A 20,489-nucleotide genomic window follows, 5' to 3' on the forward strand; every position below is an offset into this window, starting at 1 on the left:
GAACATCTTTAAGAGAAAGGGATTAAGGCCATGTTATTAATCGATATATTTACGTTTCTTGGCATTATCGCCGCTGCCATTTCTGGTACATTAGTTGGTTTAAAAAAAGATTTAGATTTATTTGGTGTCCTTTGTTTAGCTGTAGCTACTGCGCTCGGCGGCGGTATTATTCGTGATATCATGATTGGTAACCTGCCCCCTGTCGCATTTGTAAAACCCATTTACTTTTTCGTAAGTGTATTATCAGCATTATTTACTTGTATGTTTTTTGAGCGTATCAATAAACTTCAAGTCGTTATTATGCTTTCTGATGCTGTTGGATTAGGCGTTTTTACAGCTATTGGTGCAAATGCGGCAATGTCACATCATGTTGACGCCTCATTTCTAGTTGTTTCAATGGGAGTCATTACAGGTATTGGAGGCGGTATTTTGCGTGACATTTGTGCTCAAGATATCCCTTACGTATTCCGAAAAGAGATTTACGCAATCGCTTCTATCTTAGGAGCAATTAGCTTCCTAATCACATACGCTATGGGGGCGCACGTATTAGCTTTCTATGTTTGTTTATTAGTAACATTCGTTATTCGTGTCGTCACTGTAATATATAATGTGCATTTCCCTGTTTTCTTTAAAACACATGCTAAAATTAATAAAGGCCATTAAGAGAATTCTATCTAGAATTCTCTTAATTTATATACTATTCAACGAACTAATATAGAGTAATTATATATAAGCATATATAATTACTCTATATTAGTTTTAAAATTGAAAACGTTTTATATACAGGGGGAAGAATGATGCTTGGGGTTTTCAGAAAAAATATTAATAAAACAAATGCCAGTATAATCGAATTAAGTAAGGACCAACAAATAACTTTTAATGTACCTACTAATTCTGAATTGAAAATTCAAATGGATATGCTACATATTTCAAAAGAAGATTTACAAGTTGTAAAAGTACTACAGCCTTTTATTTATGCAGAAATTGATTGGATTACTGAAAAATTCTATGCCAACATTACAAAACAACCTAATTTAATTACTATTATTGAACGTTACAGCTCTATTCCAAAACTAAAACAAACTTTAAAAACACATATTAAAGAATTATTCAGCGGCAATATGCATGAAGATTTCATTGAACAGCGTGTTAGAATTGCAAAAAGACATGTGCAAATTGGTTTACATCGAAAATGGTATACTGCTGCTTATCAAGAATTATTCCGCTCTATCATGAAGATTTTGCAAACAAAAATAACAACAATCGATGATTTTTCCTATTCTATAAATGTCATAAATAAATTATTCACTCTTGAACAAGAACTTGTTCTTGCAGCTTATGAATCTGAATATGAAAGAATGCAAAAAGAACATGAGAAAGAAAAAGAACTAACTGCTATGACAATTACGCATATCGCAACAGAACTAGCTGCTGTATCTGAAAAGACAAGCTCTTCTATTCAAAAACTAACCGCTAAGTCTGAAACTATTGTAGAGATTGCTAAAACAGGTACATCATTAGCTACAACATCTGAAGAAAAAGCGAATAAAGGGAAAGAACAATTAAACCAGCAAAACAAACGAATGGGATCTATTCAAATGAATATGGAAACGATTATTACAGATACTCATGAACTTCTTGATATTTCTAACAAAATTAACGAAATCATAGATATCGTTAAATCAATCGCGGAGCAAACAAATTTACTCGCACTAAATGCTGCTATCGAGTCTGCACGTGCTGGAGAATTTGGGAAGGGGTTTTCTGTTGTTGCTGGTGAAATCCGAAAATTATCAGAGCAAACGAAAGAATCTATCTTTAACGTTACAAAGCTCGTCGAAAAAACAAATGAACAAATTATCCGTGTCTCGTCTTCCGTGAAACAAATTAGCTCTCTCGTATCAGAAGGAACCGATAGTATGTCGGCAACAGATCGATACTTCCAAGAAATTGTAAAAGATATGTCTAACTCAAAAGAACAGAATAAGAAAATTGAACATGAGCTACAAGCTATTTCACAAGTAATGAAAGGAATTCAAGATGATTCCTCACAAATGGCTCTAACAGCCGATAATTTACAACTAGAACTAAATCGATAAGATAAAGTGAAACTTTAATCAGCCCTCAACAATCGGGCTTTTACAGGCAGTCCGCCCCCACCTAACTTCTTTGCTTTCGCTGATTTTGAGGTGGTGTCTGACTGTCCGGAAAATAGCGGAATAAAATTCAGGTCCGGCATACTTTCCATTTTGCACTGACTACTAAATTTCATCTTCCATCAAAAAAAAAGAATCCAGAATGGATTCTTTTTATTTTCTGAAAAATATTTTTTGACAATACACATAACTCATATAAACACCAAAGCTCTGCAAAATAAACAATGCCGGCATAATTACATTGTAATATGCCATATCTACTTGGAAAAGCCTTAACAATACGTAGCCACTAATTAAAAATAAGAACAACATATACCCTTCATTTTGTTGTTTCTTAATAAGGAAGTGCAATAGAGCTATAGTCATAAACAATGTTACGGCTATATATATCAGTTTTTCACATTTGAAAAGAATAGAATTTATCCCCTCATCTGAAAACTGATTTATCATCGGTTCTAAAAGTTTAAATCTTTCTCCCTCAATCTCTTTTAACTTTTGATCAATATGCTCTGTTACACTTTGATTTTTCGATATTTTTTCCTCATGTTTCTTTTTTCCAATTAAGACAGATTGAACATACGTCTCATTCGAAATCGTATATTGTGACAATCCCATTGCCTTAATTCCATAATTCACACCAAAATGAGTACTATAAAATAGAATAAGTATCCCTACCATCTTTAGTAACACTTTTTGTTTCGTTGCTGATTGAGACACTTCAATTAATAATACATATACAGTGATAAAAATAGGAAGAAATAATCCTATCGGGAAAATCATATTACTAAATGCAAATAAAACCGCTGAAAACACCCACATATAAGGATGATCTAACCCTTTATATAAAAGTATGTAACAAGCAAAATAAAATAAAAATATTGCAAGTGACTCAGGAGTTAATACGGAACTCAGCAATATATTTGGAATATACAGGGCATAAAATATAGAAGCAATACGACCGCATTCTTCTCCAAAAACCATTGCCGCAATACGATAAATAAAAAATGCGGTTCCTGCGCAAAATAACACATTAAATAGTTGTAAAGCGAATAATGTATCACCGAATATACGAATGATTACTGACTCATATATAATAAAAGGCAAATGAGTTACAGTCCCTATATTATTACCAATTGCAATCTGCTTTGCAGACTCATACATCACTTTCATATCACCAATTATTGGAGCATCTACAAATAACAGCATACTAAGCCTCACAACTATAGATATACTTATAAGAAAAATAAGAAATTGTTTATCTGTAAAACGATATTGTAGAATTGATGCCACTAACAAAATAAGTATGACGAAAATTGCCAATATGATTGTTACACTTGTTGTACTTCCTCCAAAGAATTGCTTACTTGTCTCAAATGCTACCCAACAACTATAAGCGAAAAATGCGAGCATCGCACCGATCGTAATTTTATTGAAGAAAGATGAAAAATTTGTTTGTATATGATTCATATGTCCATTGCACCTCTATTTCCATTCATAACAAAATGATTCTATCATGAATGGGTACACGGCTGATAGGGAATTTCTATGACGAATACATAGTCATTACTTTTTACTTGCAATGTAAGCGAATCCTCTTTTACACTACATTTTAGATAAAATAAATTTTCTTTCAGTTACATGAATACAAATACAGAAGTTTAAATAATCCTATTTTGGAATACACTTTACTTCATTAAATATCTAATATGAGTACTCCACTTACACATATTATTCTGATTGAAAACAGACTATAGGGGCTGAATATATGGAAAAGAAATTCATGCGAGAATCTAAAGCAATTAAGACAACACGTGTTTTTCCTAACGATTTAAATAATCACCAAACACTTTTTGGAGGGAAATTATTAGCAGAAATTGATAGTATTGCTTCAATTGCGGCTGCAAGACATAGTCGTAAACATTGCGTAACAGCATCTATTGATTCAGTTGATTTTTTAACTCCAATTCACCAAGCTGATTCTGTTTGTTATGAAGCATTTGTGTGTTATACAGGGAAATCTTCAATGGAAGTTTTCGTAAAAGTAATCGCAGAAAATTTATTAGCAGGCGAGCGTAGAATTGCTGCTACTTGCTTCATTACATTTGTGGCTATAAAAGATGGAAAACCTTCGTCCGTACCACAAGTACTACCTGAAACTCAGGAAGAACATTGGTTACACACAACCGGTTTAGAACGCGCGGAAAACCGAAAAAAGGGACGTTTAAAAAGTAAAGAGATGGCTGAAGTTTTAACTTTAAGTAAGCCTTGGAATATTTAACATAATCTTCTCATCATACATGCACAGGTCCTTCCTTGCATGTATTTTTTATTATAAAAAATACTATCGCTTGCTTCATCATAATGCGGAATGGATAGCGCTTCATTAAAAGATATATAAATAATAGTATTGGATATAAAGCAACTTGTAGGCGTAAGTACAATGCTAAAAAGTAGAAAATGTTTCGTTTTATGAGTATCAGCTAATTTTAAGCTCCAATATAATAATCCCAATGAAAAGAATAGAAACTGTCCTTCTGTTAAAGTTAAATTTTCCACAACAATCTCTGGAGGATACACCGCTAATAAGAAAGCACCTATTAATCCTGCAGCGGGATTCAATAAATAAGTACCAATCTTATAAGTTAGTAAAATAATAAGTACTCCTAATAGGATAATAATTAATTTAGCTACAAAAAGGCCTTTATTACCATTTCCAAAAAAGTAAAATACAGTAACTAAAAACACTGGAAAACCTGGCATAATATGAATAGGTGGTTTATCAAGCACATGATATATTAACATTCCTGTTTCCAATAAAATAGTTTCCATTTTTTGATAACCTATATCATCGCTAGCTAGAATCAAATCTGCACCATGTGTTTGTAAAGTTGCAAAACGAAGCGCAAATCGCCTTAACATTTCATATCTCCCCTTAAAATACATAATTTTCAAATTTTATTTATATATTTTCACAAGAAAATATATTCTATTATTGTACTTTGTATACAAAGTACAATAATAGAAAGTTGATTTACAAAGTTTATATGCGTTAAACTGATACAGATGTTCTTGTAATCCTCTTCCTTTCAAAAGGCTTGTATATATGGTGCAAGACATAAAAAATTTGAGGAGATAAAAATTCTATGATGGAACAAAAACAACTTGTTTCTGTTGTCATACCTCTGTATAACACAGAAAAATATATTGAAGACACAATGCAGTCAATACTGGATCAAACATATAAAAACATTGAAATTGTAATTGTAGATGATGGAAGTAAAGATCAATCACCTTCTATCGTAAAAAATCTTGCAGAAAAATATCCGGGGCAAGTAAAATACGTTCACCAAAAAAACCAAGGCGTTTCAGTAGCTCGTAATACAGGGATTGAAAATGCTAGCGGGGAATACGTCGCTTTCCTTGATAGTGATGACTTATGGCATCCAACTAAAATTGAGAAACAAATCGAGAGTATGCATAAAAACAACATGGATGCGTGCTATTGTGGTTATATGAATTTCTACGAAGAAACAGGCGAAAAGATTGAGCATACAACAAACTTTATTAAAGGTGATATGGCAAAAGCATTCTTAACACACCAAGTTGTTGCTCAAACAAGTACTTGGATTTTCAAACGCTCTATCGCAATGAATCATAATATCCGTTTTACACCAGGATGTAGCTGGGGAGAAGACTTGGAGTTTTTATTTAAACTAATGAGTGTGACAAATGTATGCTATGTGGATGAATATTTAACATATTATAGAATCTTATCCGAAGGAAATCTTTCTTCTAAATATAAAGATTACGAATTAAAAACAACTAAAGAACTGGAAGTATTCAATCGTATGAAAGACTGGGTACATAATAAATCTCAAGACTTCATTACGAAAGACCCTCAGTCACTTATTGAGATTCTTGAGACTTATTTATTCCCTTATACGGTTATCAATAATGCTTGTATATACATTAAAGAAAACTCTCAATTAAATAATGCCCAAGTTCAATTAATCAAAAAAGATATAAAGAAATATTGCCGTAAAATCTATTCAAAAAATGGAAAGCGTAGTAAAAAACTATATGCAATGCTTTGGTTTGTACGAATTAAATTTCTGTTTTCTTAAACTGAAAATATAGTACTCATCTCTCTTTCCGTAAACAAATCAAATTTACAAATAGGACAAACGAAAAAGGTCCTAAAGAATAGAAAGGTTTTTTCTCATGAAAACAAATAAGATTCTTAAAAATGCCTCCTACCTATTTGTAGGAAATATTACTGTTCGATTTGTACTTGCTATCGCGACGATTCTCTTCGCAAGATACGTTTCTCCTGGTGAGTATGGGATGTTTACAACTGCATTAGCAGTTTCCGCTGTTATTTGTTATTTCACAGATGCAGGTTTGACACATACGTTTATGCGTGAAGGAACGAGAAAGGATGCAAATATTAGCGTACTAATCAGTAGTTATTTACGCATTCGTTTCGTATTAGCTGTCGTAATTTCTGTACTCTTCGCTATTTTTGCTCAGTTCTTCTATACAGATGCCTACTTACGCGCCATGGTATATTGGGTTGTACTACCAACAATGTTTGGAGCAACTTTACAAGGTGTCGGGATGGCTTACTTCCAAGTAACAGAACGTATGCAATTTACAGCCATTATTTCTGTAATACAAGGTGTAACAGCCGCAGCTGCTCTTCTACTAGGAATGTCATTTAAATGGTCACTTATGATGGTCGCTGCCATGTACGGAATATCCAGTCTTGTAACAGGTGTCATCGCCTTTATAATGGTAATTCGCCATACGACAGTTCATAAGGGCTGGGACAAAGGGATTTTAGATCAACTGCTGATTTTCACAATCAATGGCATTATCATTATGCTCTTGCCACAGTTAGGGCCTATTATATTAGAAAAAGTCTCAACGTACGAGCAAGTTGGATTCTTTGGAGCTGCTTCTAAAATACCCGCTGTACTTTATCAAATACCCGGTGTAATTGCAGCAGCCTTTTATCCAAAGTTATTTGCTTTTGGAAATGAAAAAAATATTGATGAACATAGAAAACTATCTCTGTTTGAATTAAAGCTTATGTCTTTCTTAGGAATGGGGATTTCTATCCCATTCATCGCTAATCCAAGATTTTGGATTGTTACTTTATTAGGTGAAGAGTATGCCCCAGCTGGTGACGCTCTTGCAATTTTAGCCTTTATGGTCATTTTACAATCTATCAACTACCCACTTGCTGATAATTTAACGACAATTGGTCAACAGTGGAAGCGTGCGACAACGATGGGGATTGGATTAGCTGTTGCTGTCATAAGTTACATCGTATTAGGTAGCCAATTTGGAATGATGGGAGCAGCTGTAGCTGCTATCCTTACCGAGATTACATTATTAATCGGCTTTACTTTATTCGCTCGTAAAGGCTTTACATTACTATTCAAAGGAACAATATTCAATGCACTAGCATTTATAATCAGTTACGCTCTATATCGTACTGTGTTAATTAACTTACCACCACTAGTAGCTTTAACACTTACTGGTATATTGTACGGCATTATCGGTCTTGCAATTGACCCACAAATACGCAGGTTACTTTTAGGGTTTGCGAATAAAAAGCTAGGCAGATAAACAACAACGAAGCAAGTTTCTCTTCCAAATTATGAGGAGAAACTTGCTTTGTTTACTTATATACATTTTTTGAAATGATAGCATTATATCGAAGAATTTAGTATCATGATTCAAGACACTATTTAGAATTGAACGGAGGACATTATGAGCTTATTAACTGTTGAAAAATTAGGCCATACATTTGGTGATCGTACATTATTTAAAGATGTATCCATGCGCTTACTCGCAGGAGAACATGTTGGATTAGTTGGAGCAAACGGTGTTGGTAAATCAACATTTATGAATATAATTACTGGTGAACTTATCCATGATGAAGGCCGTGTCGAATGGACACCTGGCACAAATTATGGTTACTTAGACCAACATACAATTTTAACACCTGGCCGTACAATTCGTGACGTATTAGCAGATGCATTTTTACCTTTATTTAAAAAAGAAAAAGCTTTAAATGAAGTTACAGAAAAAATGGGAACTGCTACACCTGAAGAATTAGAAGAACTCCTTGAGCAAATGGCGGAAATACAAGATGCTCTTGAAGCAGGCGGTTTCTATTTATTAGATATGAAAATTGAGGAAGCAGCGCGCGGTCTTGGAATTGACGCAATTGGTTTAGATCGTGATGTTGCTGCATTAAGTGGTGGACAACGTACAAAAGTATTACTTGCAAAGTTACTACTTGAGCAACCAGAAGTATTACTATTAGATGAGCCTACCAACTATTTAGACGTTGAACATATTCATTGGTTAACAAATTATTTAAAAGAATATCCACACGCATTCCTATTAATTTCCCATGATACGGAATTTATGAATAAATGTGTCGATGTTATTTTCCATCTAGAATTCACAAAGATGACGCGTTATACAGCGACATATGAAAAATTCCTAGAGCTAGCGGAAATTAATAAAAACCAACATATTAATGCTTATGAAAAACAAAAAGAATTTATAAAAAAACAAGAAGATTTTATTGCGAAGAATAAAGCGCGCTACTCAACGACAGGTCGTGCAAAAAGTCGTCAAAAACAACTCGATCGTATGGAACGTATCGATCGTCCTGAGACGGCGATTAAACCTGAATTCTCGTTTAAAGAAAGTCGCGCAAGTAGCCGATTCGTCTTTGAAGGAGAAAATGTAGAAATTGGATATACACACCCGTTATTACCAAAACTAACAATGACAATTGAACGCGGTGAAAAAATTGCAATCGTCGGATGTAATGGCGTAGGTAAGTCTACACTATTAAAAACGATTTTAGGTAAAATCAAACCATTAAGCGGAAAAACAAGCCTTGGTGATTTCTTAAACCCATCATACTTCGAACAAGAAGTGAAAGCTGATAATATAACACCGATTGATGATGTTTGGAACACGTTCCCTAGCCTAGACCAACATCAAATACGTGCAATGTTGGCAAAGTGCGGTTTAAAAAACGAACATATTTCTCGTCCTCTAAGCCAATTAAGTGGTGGCGAACAAGCGAAAGTCCGTTTATGTAAGCTAATGGGGGAAGAGAGCAACTGGTTACTATTTGACGAGCCAACAAATCACCTTGATGTTACAGCAAAAGAAGAATTGAAGAAAGCGATGAGAGCTTACAAAGGAACAATTCTTTTAGTGTGTCATGAACCAGACTTTTATGAAGATTGGATAACAAAAGTTTGGAATGTTGAAGAATGGTCGCAACACAATTCATAACTTTCCACTACATTTTTCTTACATATTAATTTCTATGTAAGAAAAATGTATTTTTATATTCCGTCCTAATAAAAATATAAAATACATCTCCTATATAGCCCCGGGCGTATTTTGATAAGTAAACTAATCATGGTATTCTTTTAGGTGATACTCTACATACCAAGAATAGAATATTCTCAACTACTAAAATATAATTGATTTGAAGGAGTGTATAAATTTAATGCCGATTACAGCATTTAATAGAATCAATTCTTTTTTGACTAAATCTTTATTAATACTATGTCTCATTATCTTGTCATGGATTACGTGGGAATCATATCTCACAATTAGCGATAAACTAGACGTTCCAAATTCAGTAAGTCTTCCTATTATGATTGGAATTGGGCTCGTTTTTCTTATAGTAGCGTGCTTAATAAATAAATATATGTCATCGCTAACATTCGTGATTTCACTTACTTTATTAGCTTTTATCGTTCGCTTAATTTGGATTCTACAAATACCAAGCGTACCTTTATCAGATTTTGCAATAATGTATAATAGCGCTATTCAAGCTGCCCACGGTGATTTTAGTTTTACAAATACTATATATTTCACTTCGTGGGTGTATCAACTTGGATTTACGATGTATGAAGCGCTCATTATAAAGATTTTTGGAGAAGGAATATTCGCTTTACAATTTTTAAATGTCCTATTTTGTACGGGAACTACAATATTTGTTTATAAAATCACTGCGAAAACATTTAATGAATGGTCCGGACGTATCGCTGGATTGATGTATGCATTATATATTCCAAGTATTATGCTAAGTTCTGTGTTAACAAATCAACATCTAGCTACTTTCTTCTTTTACTTTGGATTTTATTTATTAGTAACTAAAGGATTGCAAAGTGAATATATGTGGATTTTTATTGGTATCTTATTATCTTTAGGGGACATTATGCGACCACTTGGTATGTTAATTTTAATTGCTGTTGCTATTTACATCTTCCTACATGGAATGCTGGGGAAACCTAAAAAAATCATTTTCAATTCTTTTAAGAAATTATGTGGGATTTTTATTGTTTTCTACTTAGTTCACTACATGATAAGCTTTGCATTTATCTCTTCTGGAATTACACAATATCCATTATCGAATCGCGATCCTCTTTGGAAATTTGTAGTCGGTCTTAACCATGAAACAAAGGGTGGGTATTCCCATGAAGACGCAGGCCATATTATGTCTCTAGAGATTGGCGAAGAACGCACTTTAGAAGAAAAGAAAATTATTAAAGAACGATTAGCTGACAAGGACAAGGTTATATCATTATTTGAAGAGAAGTTTGCACTTATGTGGGGTGATACCGATTCTTCACCATCATGGAGCTTATATACACCTAACTTTGAAATTCTGGATGGGATGCAAGATTTAAAAGAGAATGCTATTCTATATGAGCGCTATATGTATACAGCTGCGATGTTCTTCGGAATAATAGCGATTCTTTACCTTATAGTAACAAAACAAGACAATCTTCATTACACATTATTCTTACTACTAATTGTTGGATATGTATTAATTCATCTATTAATTGAATACCAAACTAGATACAGGTATTTCATAATACCAAGTTTCAGCATAATACAAAGTTATGGGATATACGTATGTTTTCAATACGTTCGAAAATTCAAAAGAAATTAAGTGCAAAGTACCTCCTTTTCAACCTTGGAGATACTTTCTTATAAATAAATAATATGAAGTTCAAAAATATGTTATACTATCTACTGGTATCTTTTTTCCTATACCACCTAAATTTATATATTTTATAAAAATGAGGATAATATTATGGAGAAACTCTTAAAGTTTGGTTTAGTAGGAATCTTTAATACGCTCATTACAATTATTAGCTTTTGGATATTATTAAAATTTGGGATGAACTACCTTATTGCGAATACCATTGCCTATTTAATTGGTGTTGCCAATAGCTACTATTGGAATAAAAATTGGGTGTTTAAACCTAATAATAAAAGCACGTCAATGTTCTTTAAATTTCTAACTGTAAATTTAATTGTATTGGCTTTTAATACATTATGTTTATTTATATTAGTAGATAAACTTGCCTTTAATGCGCTAATTGCACAGATTTTCGCAATTGGTGTCGGAATGGTTATCAATTTTGTCCTTAATAAAATTTGGACATTCAACCAAACTGAAAAGGCTACTAATTAAACTTAAACAACTTATTAAAACTACGGAGGATACAACATGCAAAAATTAATTTCGGTTGTAGTTCCTATGTACTTCGAGGAAGAAGTAGCGCAGGAATGTTATAACCGTTTAAAGTCCGTTATGCTTCAAAATGATATTAATTACGAGTTTGTCTTTGTAAACGACGGTAGCACAGACCGTACAATGGAAATCTTATCTGAGATTGCATCAAATGATTACCGTACAAAAATCGTTAATTTCGCGCGTAACTTTGGACATCAAGTAGCCGTTACAGCTGGTATTGCTGCTGCAAAAGGTGATGCTATTGTAATTATAGATGCAGACTTACAAGATCCACCTGAAGTTATTCCTGAACTTATTGCAAAATGGGAAGAAGGATATGAAGTTGTTTATGCAAAACGTAAACAACGTAAAGGTGAAACTTGGTTTAAACTTTTAACAGCTAAGTATTTCTATAAATTCTTAAATTACATGTCCGATATCGATATCCCAAAAGATACTGGTGATTTCCGAATCATCGATCGTAAAGTAGCTGATGTTTTCAATCAAATGACTGAGCGCAATCGTTTCATTCGTGGGATGATGTCTTGGGTTGGCTTCCGCCAAACGTATGTTGAATATGAACGTGACGAGCGCTTTGCTGGTGAAACAAAATACCCATTGAAGAAAATGATTAAATTTGCATCTGATGGCATTATTGCGTTTTCAACAAAACCGTTACGTATAGTTATGACTTTAGGCTTATTATCAGTTCTCATTTCAATAATTGTCTTAGTATATACAATTACTGTGAAAATTATTGGCTCTGGTACGCAAACAGGTTGGGCATCTATTATGGTCGCTATTACATTCTTTAGCGGTATTCAGTTACTTGGCCTTGGAATCGTCGGTCAATATATTGCTCGTATTTATGACGAAAGTAAAAACCGTCCAATTTATATCGTGAAAGAAACAATTAACCTTGAAAAAGAAGAGACTGTACAGAAAAAAGAAATAGTGAATATATAATAAAAAGGTAACAATGAAAGCCATCATTGTTACCTTTTTATATTGTAATACTCCATAATCCGCAAGCGAAATTCCTTTAAATTTGGATATACCTCTAAGTTAGATAACATCCCTTGAATGACTGGAATTCTAGGGTTTGACCTCATTTCTGACTCTAAAACATCTAATGTAACAAGCAATTCATCATCTTCTAATTGATCAGCTAATGTTCGCTTAAACACAATGATTTCTTTTAAAAAACGTTCTTTAACTTGCTCCTTAATAAGGTCTGATTTACAAACAAACTCCCCAAGCCCTTCTTCGTGTAGAACAGGTTCTTCCAAAGATTCTATGAGCCCATCTACTAAATGATCTATCCTTTTTAAAATAAATATCGATACATAGGACAAATCAATTTCTAGTGCTTGTAAAATAATTAATTCTAAATACCCACGGCATATACCTTCTACCATAATTACTAAATCCAATAAATATGGCATAACCTTTTCACCATAAATGGACAATAAACTATTCCGATAAAATGCATGAGACTCTAACTTCATCCGCATCATAAATTCTTCCACTTCTTTATTAAACGGAATGGCATTTTCTCTTGCATGCATAATAATAAACTCTTTATGTTTTTGCACATCAGTAAACTGAAAGTATAATTGCTTTTCAAATTTTTCACGTGGTAGTAAAGACTCTTTTTCAATATCCAGCATTTTCTTTTGGATTTTTTCATAATAATATCGAAGCGTCGCTAATAAAAGCTCATCTTTCGATTTAAAGTACAAATAAAAAGCTCCCTTTGAAATACCACAAGTGGTGACGATTTCTTGTACCGACGTTGCATTTACACCCTTAGTCGCAAATAACTTCATAGCCGCTTCTATAATTAAACGCTCTTTTTCTTTCATATCTTCTCTCCTAAATTTAATCTCGCATCTTATTATAAATGTATTATACCATCTCTTTTTATTGACGATTGACCAACTGGTCAGTTATATTATGTATTAGACTGACCAGTTGGTCAATACAATAAAAAGGGAGCGCAAACATGAACAAAATCATCAATTTCTCGTTAAAAAATAAGTTCGCAGTTTGGCTACTAACCATTATTGTTACTATTGCAGGGATCTACTCTGGACTCAATATGAAGCTGGAAACAATTCCTGATATTACAACACCGATTGTAACAGTAACTACGGTCTATCCTGGTGCTACACCAGAAGAAGTAGCTGATAAAGTTTCAAAGCCGATGGAAGAACAACTACAAAATTTAAGCGGTGTTAACGTTGTAGGCTCATCATCTTTTCAAAACGCATCTTCTATTCAAGTAGAATACGATTTTGATAAAAATATGGAAAAAGCAGAAACAGAAATTAAAGAAGCTCTCACAAATGTAAAACTCCCAGAAGGTGTTAAAGATCCTAAAGTTTCACGAGTAAACTTCAATGCTTTCCCAGTTATTTCGTTAAGCGTAGCAAGCAAGAATGAATCTTTAGCTACCTTAACTGAAAATGTAGAAAAAAATGTTGTACCAGGATTAAAAGGACTTGATGGTGTTGCATCTGTCCAAATTGCTGGCCAACAAGTAGATGAAGTACAGCTTGTCTTCAAGAAAGATAAAATGAAAGAACTAGGACTAAGTGAAGATACTGTAAAAAATGTGATTAAGGGATCGGATGTATCTTTACCACTTGGCTTATACACATTTAAAGACACGGAAAAATCAGTTGTTGTAGATGGAAATATTACAACGATTAAAGCATTAAAAGAACTTAAAATCCCAGCTATACCTTCCTCACCTAACGGTCAAGGTAGTCAAAATGCTGGCGCTGGTGCACAAACGCCGCAAATGAATCCAACTGCTATGAACGGGATTCCAACAGTTACATTAGACGAAATTGCTGACATTAAAGAAGTTGGGAAAGCAGAATCCATTTCTCGAACAAATGGAAAAGAAGCAATTGGAATTCAAATTGTGAAGGCCTCTGATGCAAATACAGTTGATGTTGTAAATGCAGTAAAAGATAAAGTAAAAGATCTTGAGAAAAAATATAAAGATTTAGAGATCATTTCAACATTCGACCAAGGTGCACCTATTGAAAAATCAGTTGAAACAATGCTAAGCAAAGCAATTTTCGGTGCTATCTTTGCGATTGTTATTATTATGCTGTTCCTACGAAATATTCGAACAACGTTAATCTCTGTCGTTTCAATACCACTTTCTTTATTAATTGCTGTTTTAGTCATAAAGCAAATGGATATTACGCTTAACATTATGACACTTGGAGCAATGACCGTTGCTATAGGCCGCGTTGTCGATGACTCAATTGTTGTTATTGAAAATATTTACCGACGTATGTCGTTATCAGAAGAGAAATTGCGCGGAAAAGATTTAATTCGTGAAGCTACGAAAGAAATGTTTATCCCAATTATGTCTTCTACCATTGTAACAATTGCTGTATTTTTACCACTTGGACTAGTAAAAGGTATGATTGGTGAAATGTTCTTACCATTTGCCTTAACTATCGTCTTCGCTTTATTAGCATCATTACTAGTAGCTGTTACAATCGTACCGATGCTAGCTCACTCTTTATTTAAGAAAGAGAGTATGAGGGAAAAAGAAGTACATCATGAAGAAAAGCCAAGTAAATTAGCAAATGGTTATAAACGCATACTTGCATGGGCTTTAAATCACAAAATTATTACATCAAGTATCGCTGTCCTTCTATTGGTTGGTAGTCTTGCACTTGTACCAGTTATCGGTGTAAGTTTCTTACCTTCTGAAGAAGAAAAAATGATTATTGCAACATATAATCCTGAACCAGGTCAAACGTTAGAAGACGTTGAAAAAATTGCAACAAAAGCTGAGAAGCACTTCCAAGATAATAAAGACGTCAAAACAATTCAGTTCTCATTAGGTGGAGAGAATCCAATGAGTCCTGGTCAATCAAACCAAGCAATGTTCTTCGTGCAATATGATAACGACACGAAAAACTTCGAAAAAGAGAAAGAACAAGTCGTTAAAGATTTACAGAAGATGTCTGGCAAAGGCGAATGGAAAAACCAAGACTTCGGAGCAAGTGGCGGTAGTAATGAAATTAAACTATACGTTTACGGAGATAGCTCAGAAGACATTAAGCCTGTCGTAAAAGATATTCAAAATATCATGAAGAAAAATAAAGACTTAAAAGATATAGATTCTAGTATTGCAAAAACATATGCAGAGTACACTTTAGTCGCAGATCAAGAAAAGCTAAGTAAAATGGGCTTAACGGCTGCTCAAATTGGAATGGGACTTTCTAATCAACATGATCGCCCTGTTCTGACAACAATTAAAAAAGACGGTAAAGATATCAATGTATATGTAGAAGCTGAAAAACAAAATTATGAAACAATCGATGACTTAACAAATCGCAAAATTACAACACCACTTGGTAATGAAGTAGCTGTGAAAGATGTTATGACTGTAAAAGAAGGTGAAACATCGAATACAGTAACACACCGAGATGGACGCGTTTATGCAGAGGTTAGTGCAAAACTAACATCTGATGACGTTTCAAAAGCATCTGCTGCAGTCCAAAAAGAAGTAGATAAAATGGATCTTCCTTCCGGTGTAGATGTTTCTATGGGCGGTGTTACTAAAGATATTGAAGAATCATTCAAACAACTGGGCTTAGCGATGTTAGCTGCGATTGCCATTGTATACTTCGTTCTTGTCGTTACATTTGGCGGTGCTCTTGCACCATTCGCAATTTTATTCTCGCTACCATTCACAATTATTGGGGCTCTTGTTGCCTTATTAATCTCTGGTGAAACATTAAGTGTATCTGCAATGATTGGTGCGCTTATGTTAATCGGTATCGTTGTAACAAACGCAATCGTGCTTATCGACCGCGTTATTCATAAAGAAAATGAAGGTCTATCAACACGTGAAGCTTTATTAGAAGCTGGTGCAACACGCCTTCGTCCAATTTTAATGACTGCAATTGCAACAATCGGTGCTCTTATCCCGCTTGCATTAGGATTTGAAGGTAGTGGCTTAATTTCTAAAGGACTTGGTGTAACAGTAATTGGTGGATTAACAAGTTCAACGTTATTAACACTTCTTATTGTTCCAATCGTTTATGAAGTATTAAGCAAGTTCAAAAAGAAAAAAGCAAAATAACAAAAAATAACCTCGCTAACTGCGAGGTTATTTTTTATTTCCAAACAAGATTAGGAAATCGCCATAGCCTTCTTTCTCTAATTCCTCTTTTGGAATAAATCGAAGAGCTGCGGAATTAATACAGTAACGAAGGCCATTTGGTCCTGGACCGTCTGGAAATACGTGCCCAAGATGTGAGTCTCCTTCTTTACTTCTCACTTCTGTACGTGTCATATTATGACTCACATCCATCTTTTCTTTCACACTTGCTGACATAACTGGTTTTGTAAAACTAGGCCATCCACATCCACTATCAAATTTGTCTAGAGAAGTAAACAGCGGCTCACCTGAAACGATGTCTACATAAAGACCTTCCTCTTTATGGTTCCAATACTCATTTCGAAATGGTGGTTCTGTACCATTTTCCTGTGTTACATAAAACTGCATCTCATTGAGTTTTTCTTTTAAATGAGCATTATCCTTTGGCCAATGTTGCTTAATAAAAGCATCTCGTCCTGAGCCTTTACGATATAACTCATAGCGGAATGTGTTTTTCTTATGATATCCTTGGTGATATTCTTCAGCTGGATAAAATGTAGCTGCTGGTAGTATTTTTGTCGCAATTGGTTTTGAAAAGCGTCCACTCTGCTCAAGCTCTTCTTTTGAGGCCTCAGCTTTTTTATGTTGTTCTTCATTATGATAAAAAATCACCGTTTCATAAGACTGCCCGCGGTCGTGGAATTGTCCCCCAATATCAGTCGGATCAATTTGTCTCCAATATATATTTAACAATTCCTCATACGGCATTTTATTTGCATCAAATGTAATTTGTACTGCTTCATAATGTCCTGTTGTTTCTGAGCACACTTCTTTATACGTTGGGTCCTCTTTATGACCGCCTGTATAACCTGAAACAACCTGTATAATTCCCTCCATCTCTTCAAATGGAGAAACCATACACCAGAAACACCCTCCAGCAAATGTAGCCAATTCTACCTTTTCATTTACAGCCATTACTTCACCCCTATTCTATATTCTCCTTACAGTATGGCATAAGAAACATAATGTTATAAAAGAAAAAGCATCGAACATCGATGCTTTTTCTCTACTTCACTTTATTTTGTTCCAACATCCTTCTCAATTTCATCACTTGTCACGTCTAAAACATCTAGTAAGAAAATGAAGATTGGAATACCGATAATCAGTCCCCATACACCTAAGAAGTGCTCTGAGAAAATTAATACCATAAAAGTATAGAAAATCGGTAAATTTGTTTTTTGCGACATAAACTTCGGATTTAATACGTAACTTTCAAGCGCATGAATCACTGTTACGATAACTAAAATATAAACAACGTACATAATACCGCCAATATTGTAAGCAATCATACAAAGTGGGAATAACGAAATGATAACCCCCGCTACTGGAATTAATCCAAGCAAGAAAATCATTAATGCTAAACCTAATAATTGCGGGAATCCTAATATCCATAGTGCAATCACGGATAAAACACAGTTAACAACTGCAATTAAAAATTGTGCTTCGATTACTTTTCCGAATGAACGTGCAAATTTCTTACCGAAGTACTCAATTTCAGTATAGAAAATTGCAAGCCTGCTTTCTTTAAACTTTGCAGTAAAACCAACAATACGAGATTTTTCTAGTAAGAAAAACAAACTCAAAATTAAAGAAAGTAAAACTTGAAGACCAAATTTACCAACATTCGTAATTGATTTATACAAAATGTCTACGCCTTGTCCTACATATTTAGAAAGCTCCATATGATTGACAGCATTAACTGCATACTTAATTAGTTCACTATCTGGTGGGTTTCTTAAAAATACATTGAATTGGTAAATCAATTGTGAAATTTGTATCGTTAATACTGGTAAATATTTAAATAGCGTAATAGCAATTCCACCAATTAACATTACATATAGAAATGCTATAATAATTTTTCGATTAATAGGCATGAAATGATCTAATTTGCGGGAAATAAACTTTTGGAATCGATCCATTAAATACGTGAGAATAAACGTAATTAATATTAAATTCAACATACTTTGCAGCCCGTATAACACGAGAGCAAGTATTACTAATACGAGTAACCTCTGAAATCCTTTGCTTTGAAACAGGTTTTTTATTTGCATAATCGACGAATACTCTCTCCTGTCCTATAAACTAAAACGTTAATAAGTAGATTTCTCTCTCTTTTCTACTTTTAATTATTCATTCATATTAAGATTTTTATAAACTCATTATATGCCTACCTTAACAGGTATATAGTAGCTTACTTCTTATTTTACAATACAATGACCTAATTCAAAACGTATTCTACATAGTATTAATGAAGATTTAAGGAAACTTACATTTTTTTAAATAGGTCTTACCACTACTGTAACATAAAAAGCAAGCTATCAGTAGAAATCTGTCCTACAAATAGCTTGCTTTTCTTATTTTTTAAGTAAGTTTTACTATCCAATGAATGGCATGAACATCGGGATGACAACTACTGTTACAACCCCAACTACCGTTACAGCGATACTTGCCATCGCTGCCTCTACCTCACCCATTTCAATTCCTACTGCAACTCCTAATGCATGGCCCGCTGTTCCAAGTGCTAAACCTTTTGCAATCGGATGCTTCACTCTAAATGTTTTTAAGAATAATGCTCCTAATGCGTATACGATAACTGCGTTGAAAATAACCGCAAACGATGTAATTGCAGGAATACCACCAATACTTTCTGAAATTGGTAACGCAATTGCTGTTGTTGCTGCTTGTGGTAGCATTGAATTCATTACTGCTGTATCTAAACCGATTGCTTTTGCAACAATGAACACAACAATTACTGAACAAATAGATCCAACCACGATAGCTGATAAAATTTGCCACCAATATTTTTTCAACTTATCAACTTGTTTATATAGTGGGATAGCGAATGCAATTGTTGCTGGCTCTAAGAAGAAACTAATCATTTTTCCACCAGTATTATATTCTTCAAAAGTAAAGTTACCTACCTTTAGAAAGACAATCCCTAATACCATCGCTACGAATAATGGTGTAAATAGGAAGAACCCTTTTGAATGCTTGAATAATAATGTTCCGATTCCGTATGCGATTAATGAAACGACGATTCCGAAATATGGAGTCATTGTGCTTGCCATGTTCATTACCTCCTAACAATATATAAATTCAATGGTTACGCAACCTTTCCGTGCTTGCGTCCTTTATTTACTATTTTCAATTCTTTTGTATCTTCTGTTTCTTTTTCATCTTTTCCTAAAATGAATTGTGCAAATAATCCTGTTACAGCGAGTAAAATAACTGTTGCTACAACAATTACAGTTAAAATTTGTACAAAGTATTGCCCCATTACACCAAGAGAATTAATAACTGAAATACCTGATGGGACGAAAAGGAATCCGATAATGCCGGTTAAAGCTGTTCCAAGTGATTCAACTTGCTCCAATTTAATTACTTTTAAACATAATAGACTAAATAAAATAACTAACCCGATTACCGATGAAGGCATTGGAATTGGTAAATGCGTTGCAATAATATTTGAAATTAACATAATAGCTGAGAATATAAATGCTTGTGATAAGAAACTATATACTTTTTTCGTACTCATTTTGGCCACCTCTTTCGATTT

Annotated in this window: 16 protein-coding genes and 2 pseudogenes; 11 read left to right on the top strand and 7 right to left on the bottom strand. The window is 33.8% G+C overall.

Going from position 1 to position 20,489, the window contains the following annotated elements; genetic code table 11:
• Positions 1–30 precede the first annotated feature (30 nt).
• From AC1Q51_RS17740 to AC1Q51_RS17750, 3 genes and pseudogenes are all read left to right on the top strand, one after another.
• Positions 31–663: a trimeric intracellular cation channel family protein gene (locus AC1Q51_RS17740; protein ID WP_000924377.1), complete on the top strand. Its 633-nt coding sequence runs from the start codon at positions 31–33 to the stop codon at positions 661–663.
• Between the two features lie 134 nt (positions 664–797).
• A pseudogene (locus AC1Q51_RS17745) lies at positions 798–1,343 on the top strand (protoglobin family protein); the annotation flags it as partial.
• Between the two features lie 54 nt (positions 1,344–1,397).
• Entirely contained in the window at positions 1,398–2,099 is a 702-nt protein-coding gene (locus tag AC1Q51_RS17750; RefSeq protein ID WP_372430521.1) for a methyl-accepting chemotaxis protein, read from the top strand.
• Between the two features lie 210 nt (positions 2,100–2,309).
• Here AC1Q51_RS17750 and AC1Q51_RS17755 read toward each other — a convergent pair whose 3' ends face one another.
• Positions 2,310–3,623 carry an ArnT family glycosyltransferase gene (locus tag AC1Q51_RS17755; RefSeq protein WP_001015628.1) on the bottom strand — a complete coding sequence of 438 codons (1,314 nt, stop codon included), beginning with the start codon at positions 3,621–3,623 and terminating at the stop codon, positions 2,310–2,312.
• A gap of 298 nt (positions 3,624–3,921) precedes the next feature.
• Between AC1Q51_RS17755 and AC1Q51_RS17760 the strand changes: the two genes are divergently transcribed.
• Positions 3,922–4,434: an acyl-CoA thioesterase gene (locus AC1Q51_RS17760; RefSeq protein ID WP_000412126.1), complete on the top strand. Its 513-nt coding sequence runs from the start codon at positions 3,922–3,924 to the stop codon at positions 4,432–4,434.
• Between the two features lie 61 nt (positions 4,435–4,495).
• Here AC1Q51_RS17760 and AC1Q51_RS17765 read toward each other — a convergent pair.
• Positions 4,496–5,099 (bottom strand): annotated as a pseudogene (locus AC1Q51_RS17765) (4-amino-4-deoxy-L-arabinose transferase); the annotation flags it as partial.
• 200 nt (positions 5,100–5,299) lie between these two features.
• Between AC1Q51_RS17765 and AC1Q51_RS17770 the strand changes: the two are divergent.
• The 6 genes from AC1Q51_RS17770 to AC1Q51_RS17795 all read left to right on the top strand — a co-directional run bounded on the left by AC1Q51_RS17770 (position 5,300) and on the right by AC1Q51_RS17795 (position 12,699).
• Positions 5,300–6,280, top strand: coding sequence for a glycosyltransferase family 2 protein (locus tag AC1Q51_RS17770; RefSeq protein ID WP_000970511.1), 981 nt, complete (start codon positions 5,300–5,302; stop codon positions 6,278–6,280).
• Positions 6,281–6,377: 97 nt separating this feature from the next.
• Positions 6,378–7,790, top strand: a complete 1,413-nt coding sequence (locus AC1Q51_RS17775) for an oligosaccharide flippase family protein (RefSeq protein ID WP_000856145.1) — start codon at positions 6,378–6,380, stop codon at positions 7,788–7,790.
• A 144-nt stretch (positions 7,791–7,934) separates the two neighbouring features.
• Entirely contained in the window at positions 7,935–9,488 is a 1,554-nt protein-coding gene (locus AC1Q51_RS17780) for an ABC-F family ATP-binding cassette domain-containing protein (RefSeq protein ID WP_000055383.1), read from the top strand.
• Positions 9,489–9,708: 220 nt separating this feature from the next.
• Positions 9,709–11,163: a glycosyltransferase family 39 protein gene (locus AC1Q51_RS17785; protein WP_001122909.1), complete on the top strand. Its 1,455-nt coding sequence runs from the start codon at positions 9,709–9,711 to the stop codon at positions 11,161–11,163.
• A 144-nt stretch (positions 11,164–11,307) separates the two neighbouring features.
• On the top strand, positions 11,308–11,691 hold the full coding sequence (locus tag AC1Q51_RS17790; protein WP_000413280.1) for a GtrA family protein: 384 nt from the start codon (positions 11,308–11,310) through the stop codon (positions 11,689–11,691).
• Positions 11,692–11,727: 36 nt separating this feature from the next.
• Positions 11,728–12,699 carry a glycosyltransferase family 2 protein gene (locus tag AC1Q51_RS17795; protein ID WP_001170716.1) on the top strand — a complete coding sequence of 324 codons (972 nt, stop codon included), beginning with the start codon at positions 11,728–11,730 and terminating at the stop codon, positions 12,697–12,699.
• Positions 12,700–12,728: 29 nt separating this feature from the next.
• Here AC1Q51_RS17795 and AC1Q51_RS17800 read toward each other — a convergent pair whose 3' ends face one another.
• Positions 12,729–13,598 (bottom strand): TetR/AcrR family transcriptional regulator, encoded by an 870-nt coding sequence (locus tag AC1Q51_RS17800; protein ID WP_000659599.1) that lies wholly within the window; start codon positions 13,596–13,598, stop codon positions 12,729–12,731.
• 140 nt (positions 13,599–13,738) lie between these two features.
• On the opposite strand from AC1Q51_RS17800, the gene AC1Q51_RS17805 reads away from it, so the two are divergent.
• Positions 13,739–16,855 (top strand): efflux RND transporter permease subunit, encoded by a 3,117-nt coding sequence (locus AC1Q51_RS17805; protein WP_151527110.1) that lies wholly within the window; start codon positions 13,739–13,741, stop codon positions 16,853–16,855.
• A gap of 27 nt (positions 16,856–16,882) precedes the next feature.
• On the opposite strand, the gene msrB is transcribed toward AC1Q51_RS17805, so the two are convergent.
• The 4 genes from msrB to lrgA form a co-directional block, all read right to left on the bottom strand.
• Positions 16,883–17,848: a peptide-methionine (R)-S-oxide reductase MsrB gene (gene msrB, locus AC1Q51_RS17810; protein WP_000290179.1), complete on the bottom strand. Its 966-nt coding sequence runs from the start codon at positions 17,846–17,848 to the stop codon at positions 16,883–16,885.
• Between the two features lie 101 nt (positions 17,849–17,949).
• Positions 17,950–18,984: an AI-2E family transporter gene (locus AC1Q51_RS17815; RefSeq protein ID WP_001166009.1), complete on the bottom strand. Its 1,035-nt coding sequence runs from the start codon at positions 18,982–18,984 to the stop codon at positions 17,950–17,952.
• Between the two features lie 324 nt (positions 18,985–19,308).
• Positions 19,309–20,001, bottom strand: a complete 693-nt coding sequence (lrgB, locus tag AC1Q51_RS17820) for an antiholin-like protein LrgB (protein ID WP_000168869.1) — start codon at positions 19,999–20,001, stop codon at positions 19,309–19,311.
• A gap of 35 nt (positions 20,002–20,036) precedes the next feature.
• Positions 20,037–20,468: an antiholin-like murein hydrolase modulator LrgA gene (lrgA, locus tag AC1Q51_RS17825; RefSeq protein WP_053563271.1), complete on the bottom strand. Its 432-nt coding sequence runs from the start codon at positions 20,466–20,468 to the stop codon at positions 20,037–20,039.
• Positions 20,469–20,489: the final 21 nt, after the last annotated feature.

Source organism: Bacillus sp. MT94, from assembly GCF_058792475.1.

What these genes read in the sequence shown, in the direction of transcription:
- lrgB (WP_000168869.1), bottom strand. Translation starts at nt 20,001, where the DNA reads ATGGCAAGCACAATGACTCCATATTTCGGAATCGTCGTTTCATTAATC.
- AC1Q51_RS17815 (WP_001166009.1), bottom strand. Translation starts at nt 18,984, where the DNA reads ATGCAAATAAAAAACCTGTTTCAAAGCAAAGGATTTCAGAGGTTACTC.
- AC1Q51_RS17770 (WP_000970511.1), top strand. Translation starts at nt 5,300, where the DNA reads ATGATGGAACAAAAACAACTTGTTTCTGTTGTCATACCTCTGTATAAC.
- AC1Q51_RS17755 (WP_001015628.1), bottom strand. Translation starts at nt 3,623, where the DNA reads ATGAATCATATACAAACAAATTTTTCATCTTTCTTCAATAAAATTACG.
- AC1Q51_RS17775 (WP_000856145.1), top strand. Translation starts at nt 6,378, where the DNA reads ATGAAAACAAATAAGATTCTTAAAAATGCCTCCTACCTATTTGTAGGA.
- AC1Q51_RS17805 (WP_151527110.1), top strand. Translation starts at nt 13,739, where the DNA reads ATGAACAAAATCATCAATTTCTCGTTAAAAAATAAGTTCGCAGTTTGG.
- AC1Q51_RS17740 (WP_000924377.1), top strand. Translation starts at nt 31, where the DNA reads ATGTTATTAATCGATATATTTACGTTTCTTGGCATTATCGCCGCTGCC.
- AC1Q51_RS17780 (WP_000055383.1), top strand. Translation starts at nt 7,935, where the DNA reads ATGAGCTTATTAACTGTTGAAAAATTAGGCCATACATTTGGTGATCGT.
- AC1Q51_RS17795 (WP_001170716.1), top strand. Translation starts at nt 11,728, where the DNA reads ATGCAAAAATTAATTTCGGTTGTAGTTCCTATGTACTTCGAGGAAGAA.
- AC1Q51_RS17750 (WP_372430521.1), top strand. Translation starts at nt 1,398, where the DNA reads ATGACAATTACGCATATCGCAACAGAACTAGCTGCTGTATCTGAAAAG.
- lrgA (WP_053563271.1), bottom strand. Translation starts at nt 20,468, where the DNA reads ATGAGTACGAAAAAAGTATATAGTTTCTTATCACAAGCATTTATATTC.
- AC1Q51_RS17760 (WP_000412126.1), top strand. Translation starts at nt 3,922, where the DNA reads ATGGAAAAGAAATTCATGCGAGAATCTAAAGCAATTAAGACAACACGT.
- AC1Q51_RS17800 (WP_000659599.1), bottom strand. Translation starts at nt 13,598, where the DNA reads ATGAAAGAAAAAGAGCGTTTAATTATAGAAGCGGCTATGAAGTTATTT.
- AC1Q51_RS17790 (WP_000413280.1), top strand. Translation starts at nt 11,308, where the DNA reads ATGGAGAAACTCTTAAAGTTTGGTTTAGTAGGAATCTTTAATACGCTC.
- msrB (WP_000290179.1), bottom strand. Translation starts at nt 17,848, where the DNA reads ATGGCTGTAAATGAAAAGGTAGAATTGGCTACATTTGCTGGAGGGTGT.
- AC1Q51_RS17785 (WP_001122909.1), top strand. Translation starts at nt 9,709, where the DNA reads ATGCCGATTACAGCATTTAATAGAATCAATTCTTTTTTGACTAAATCT.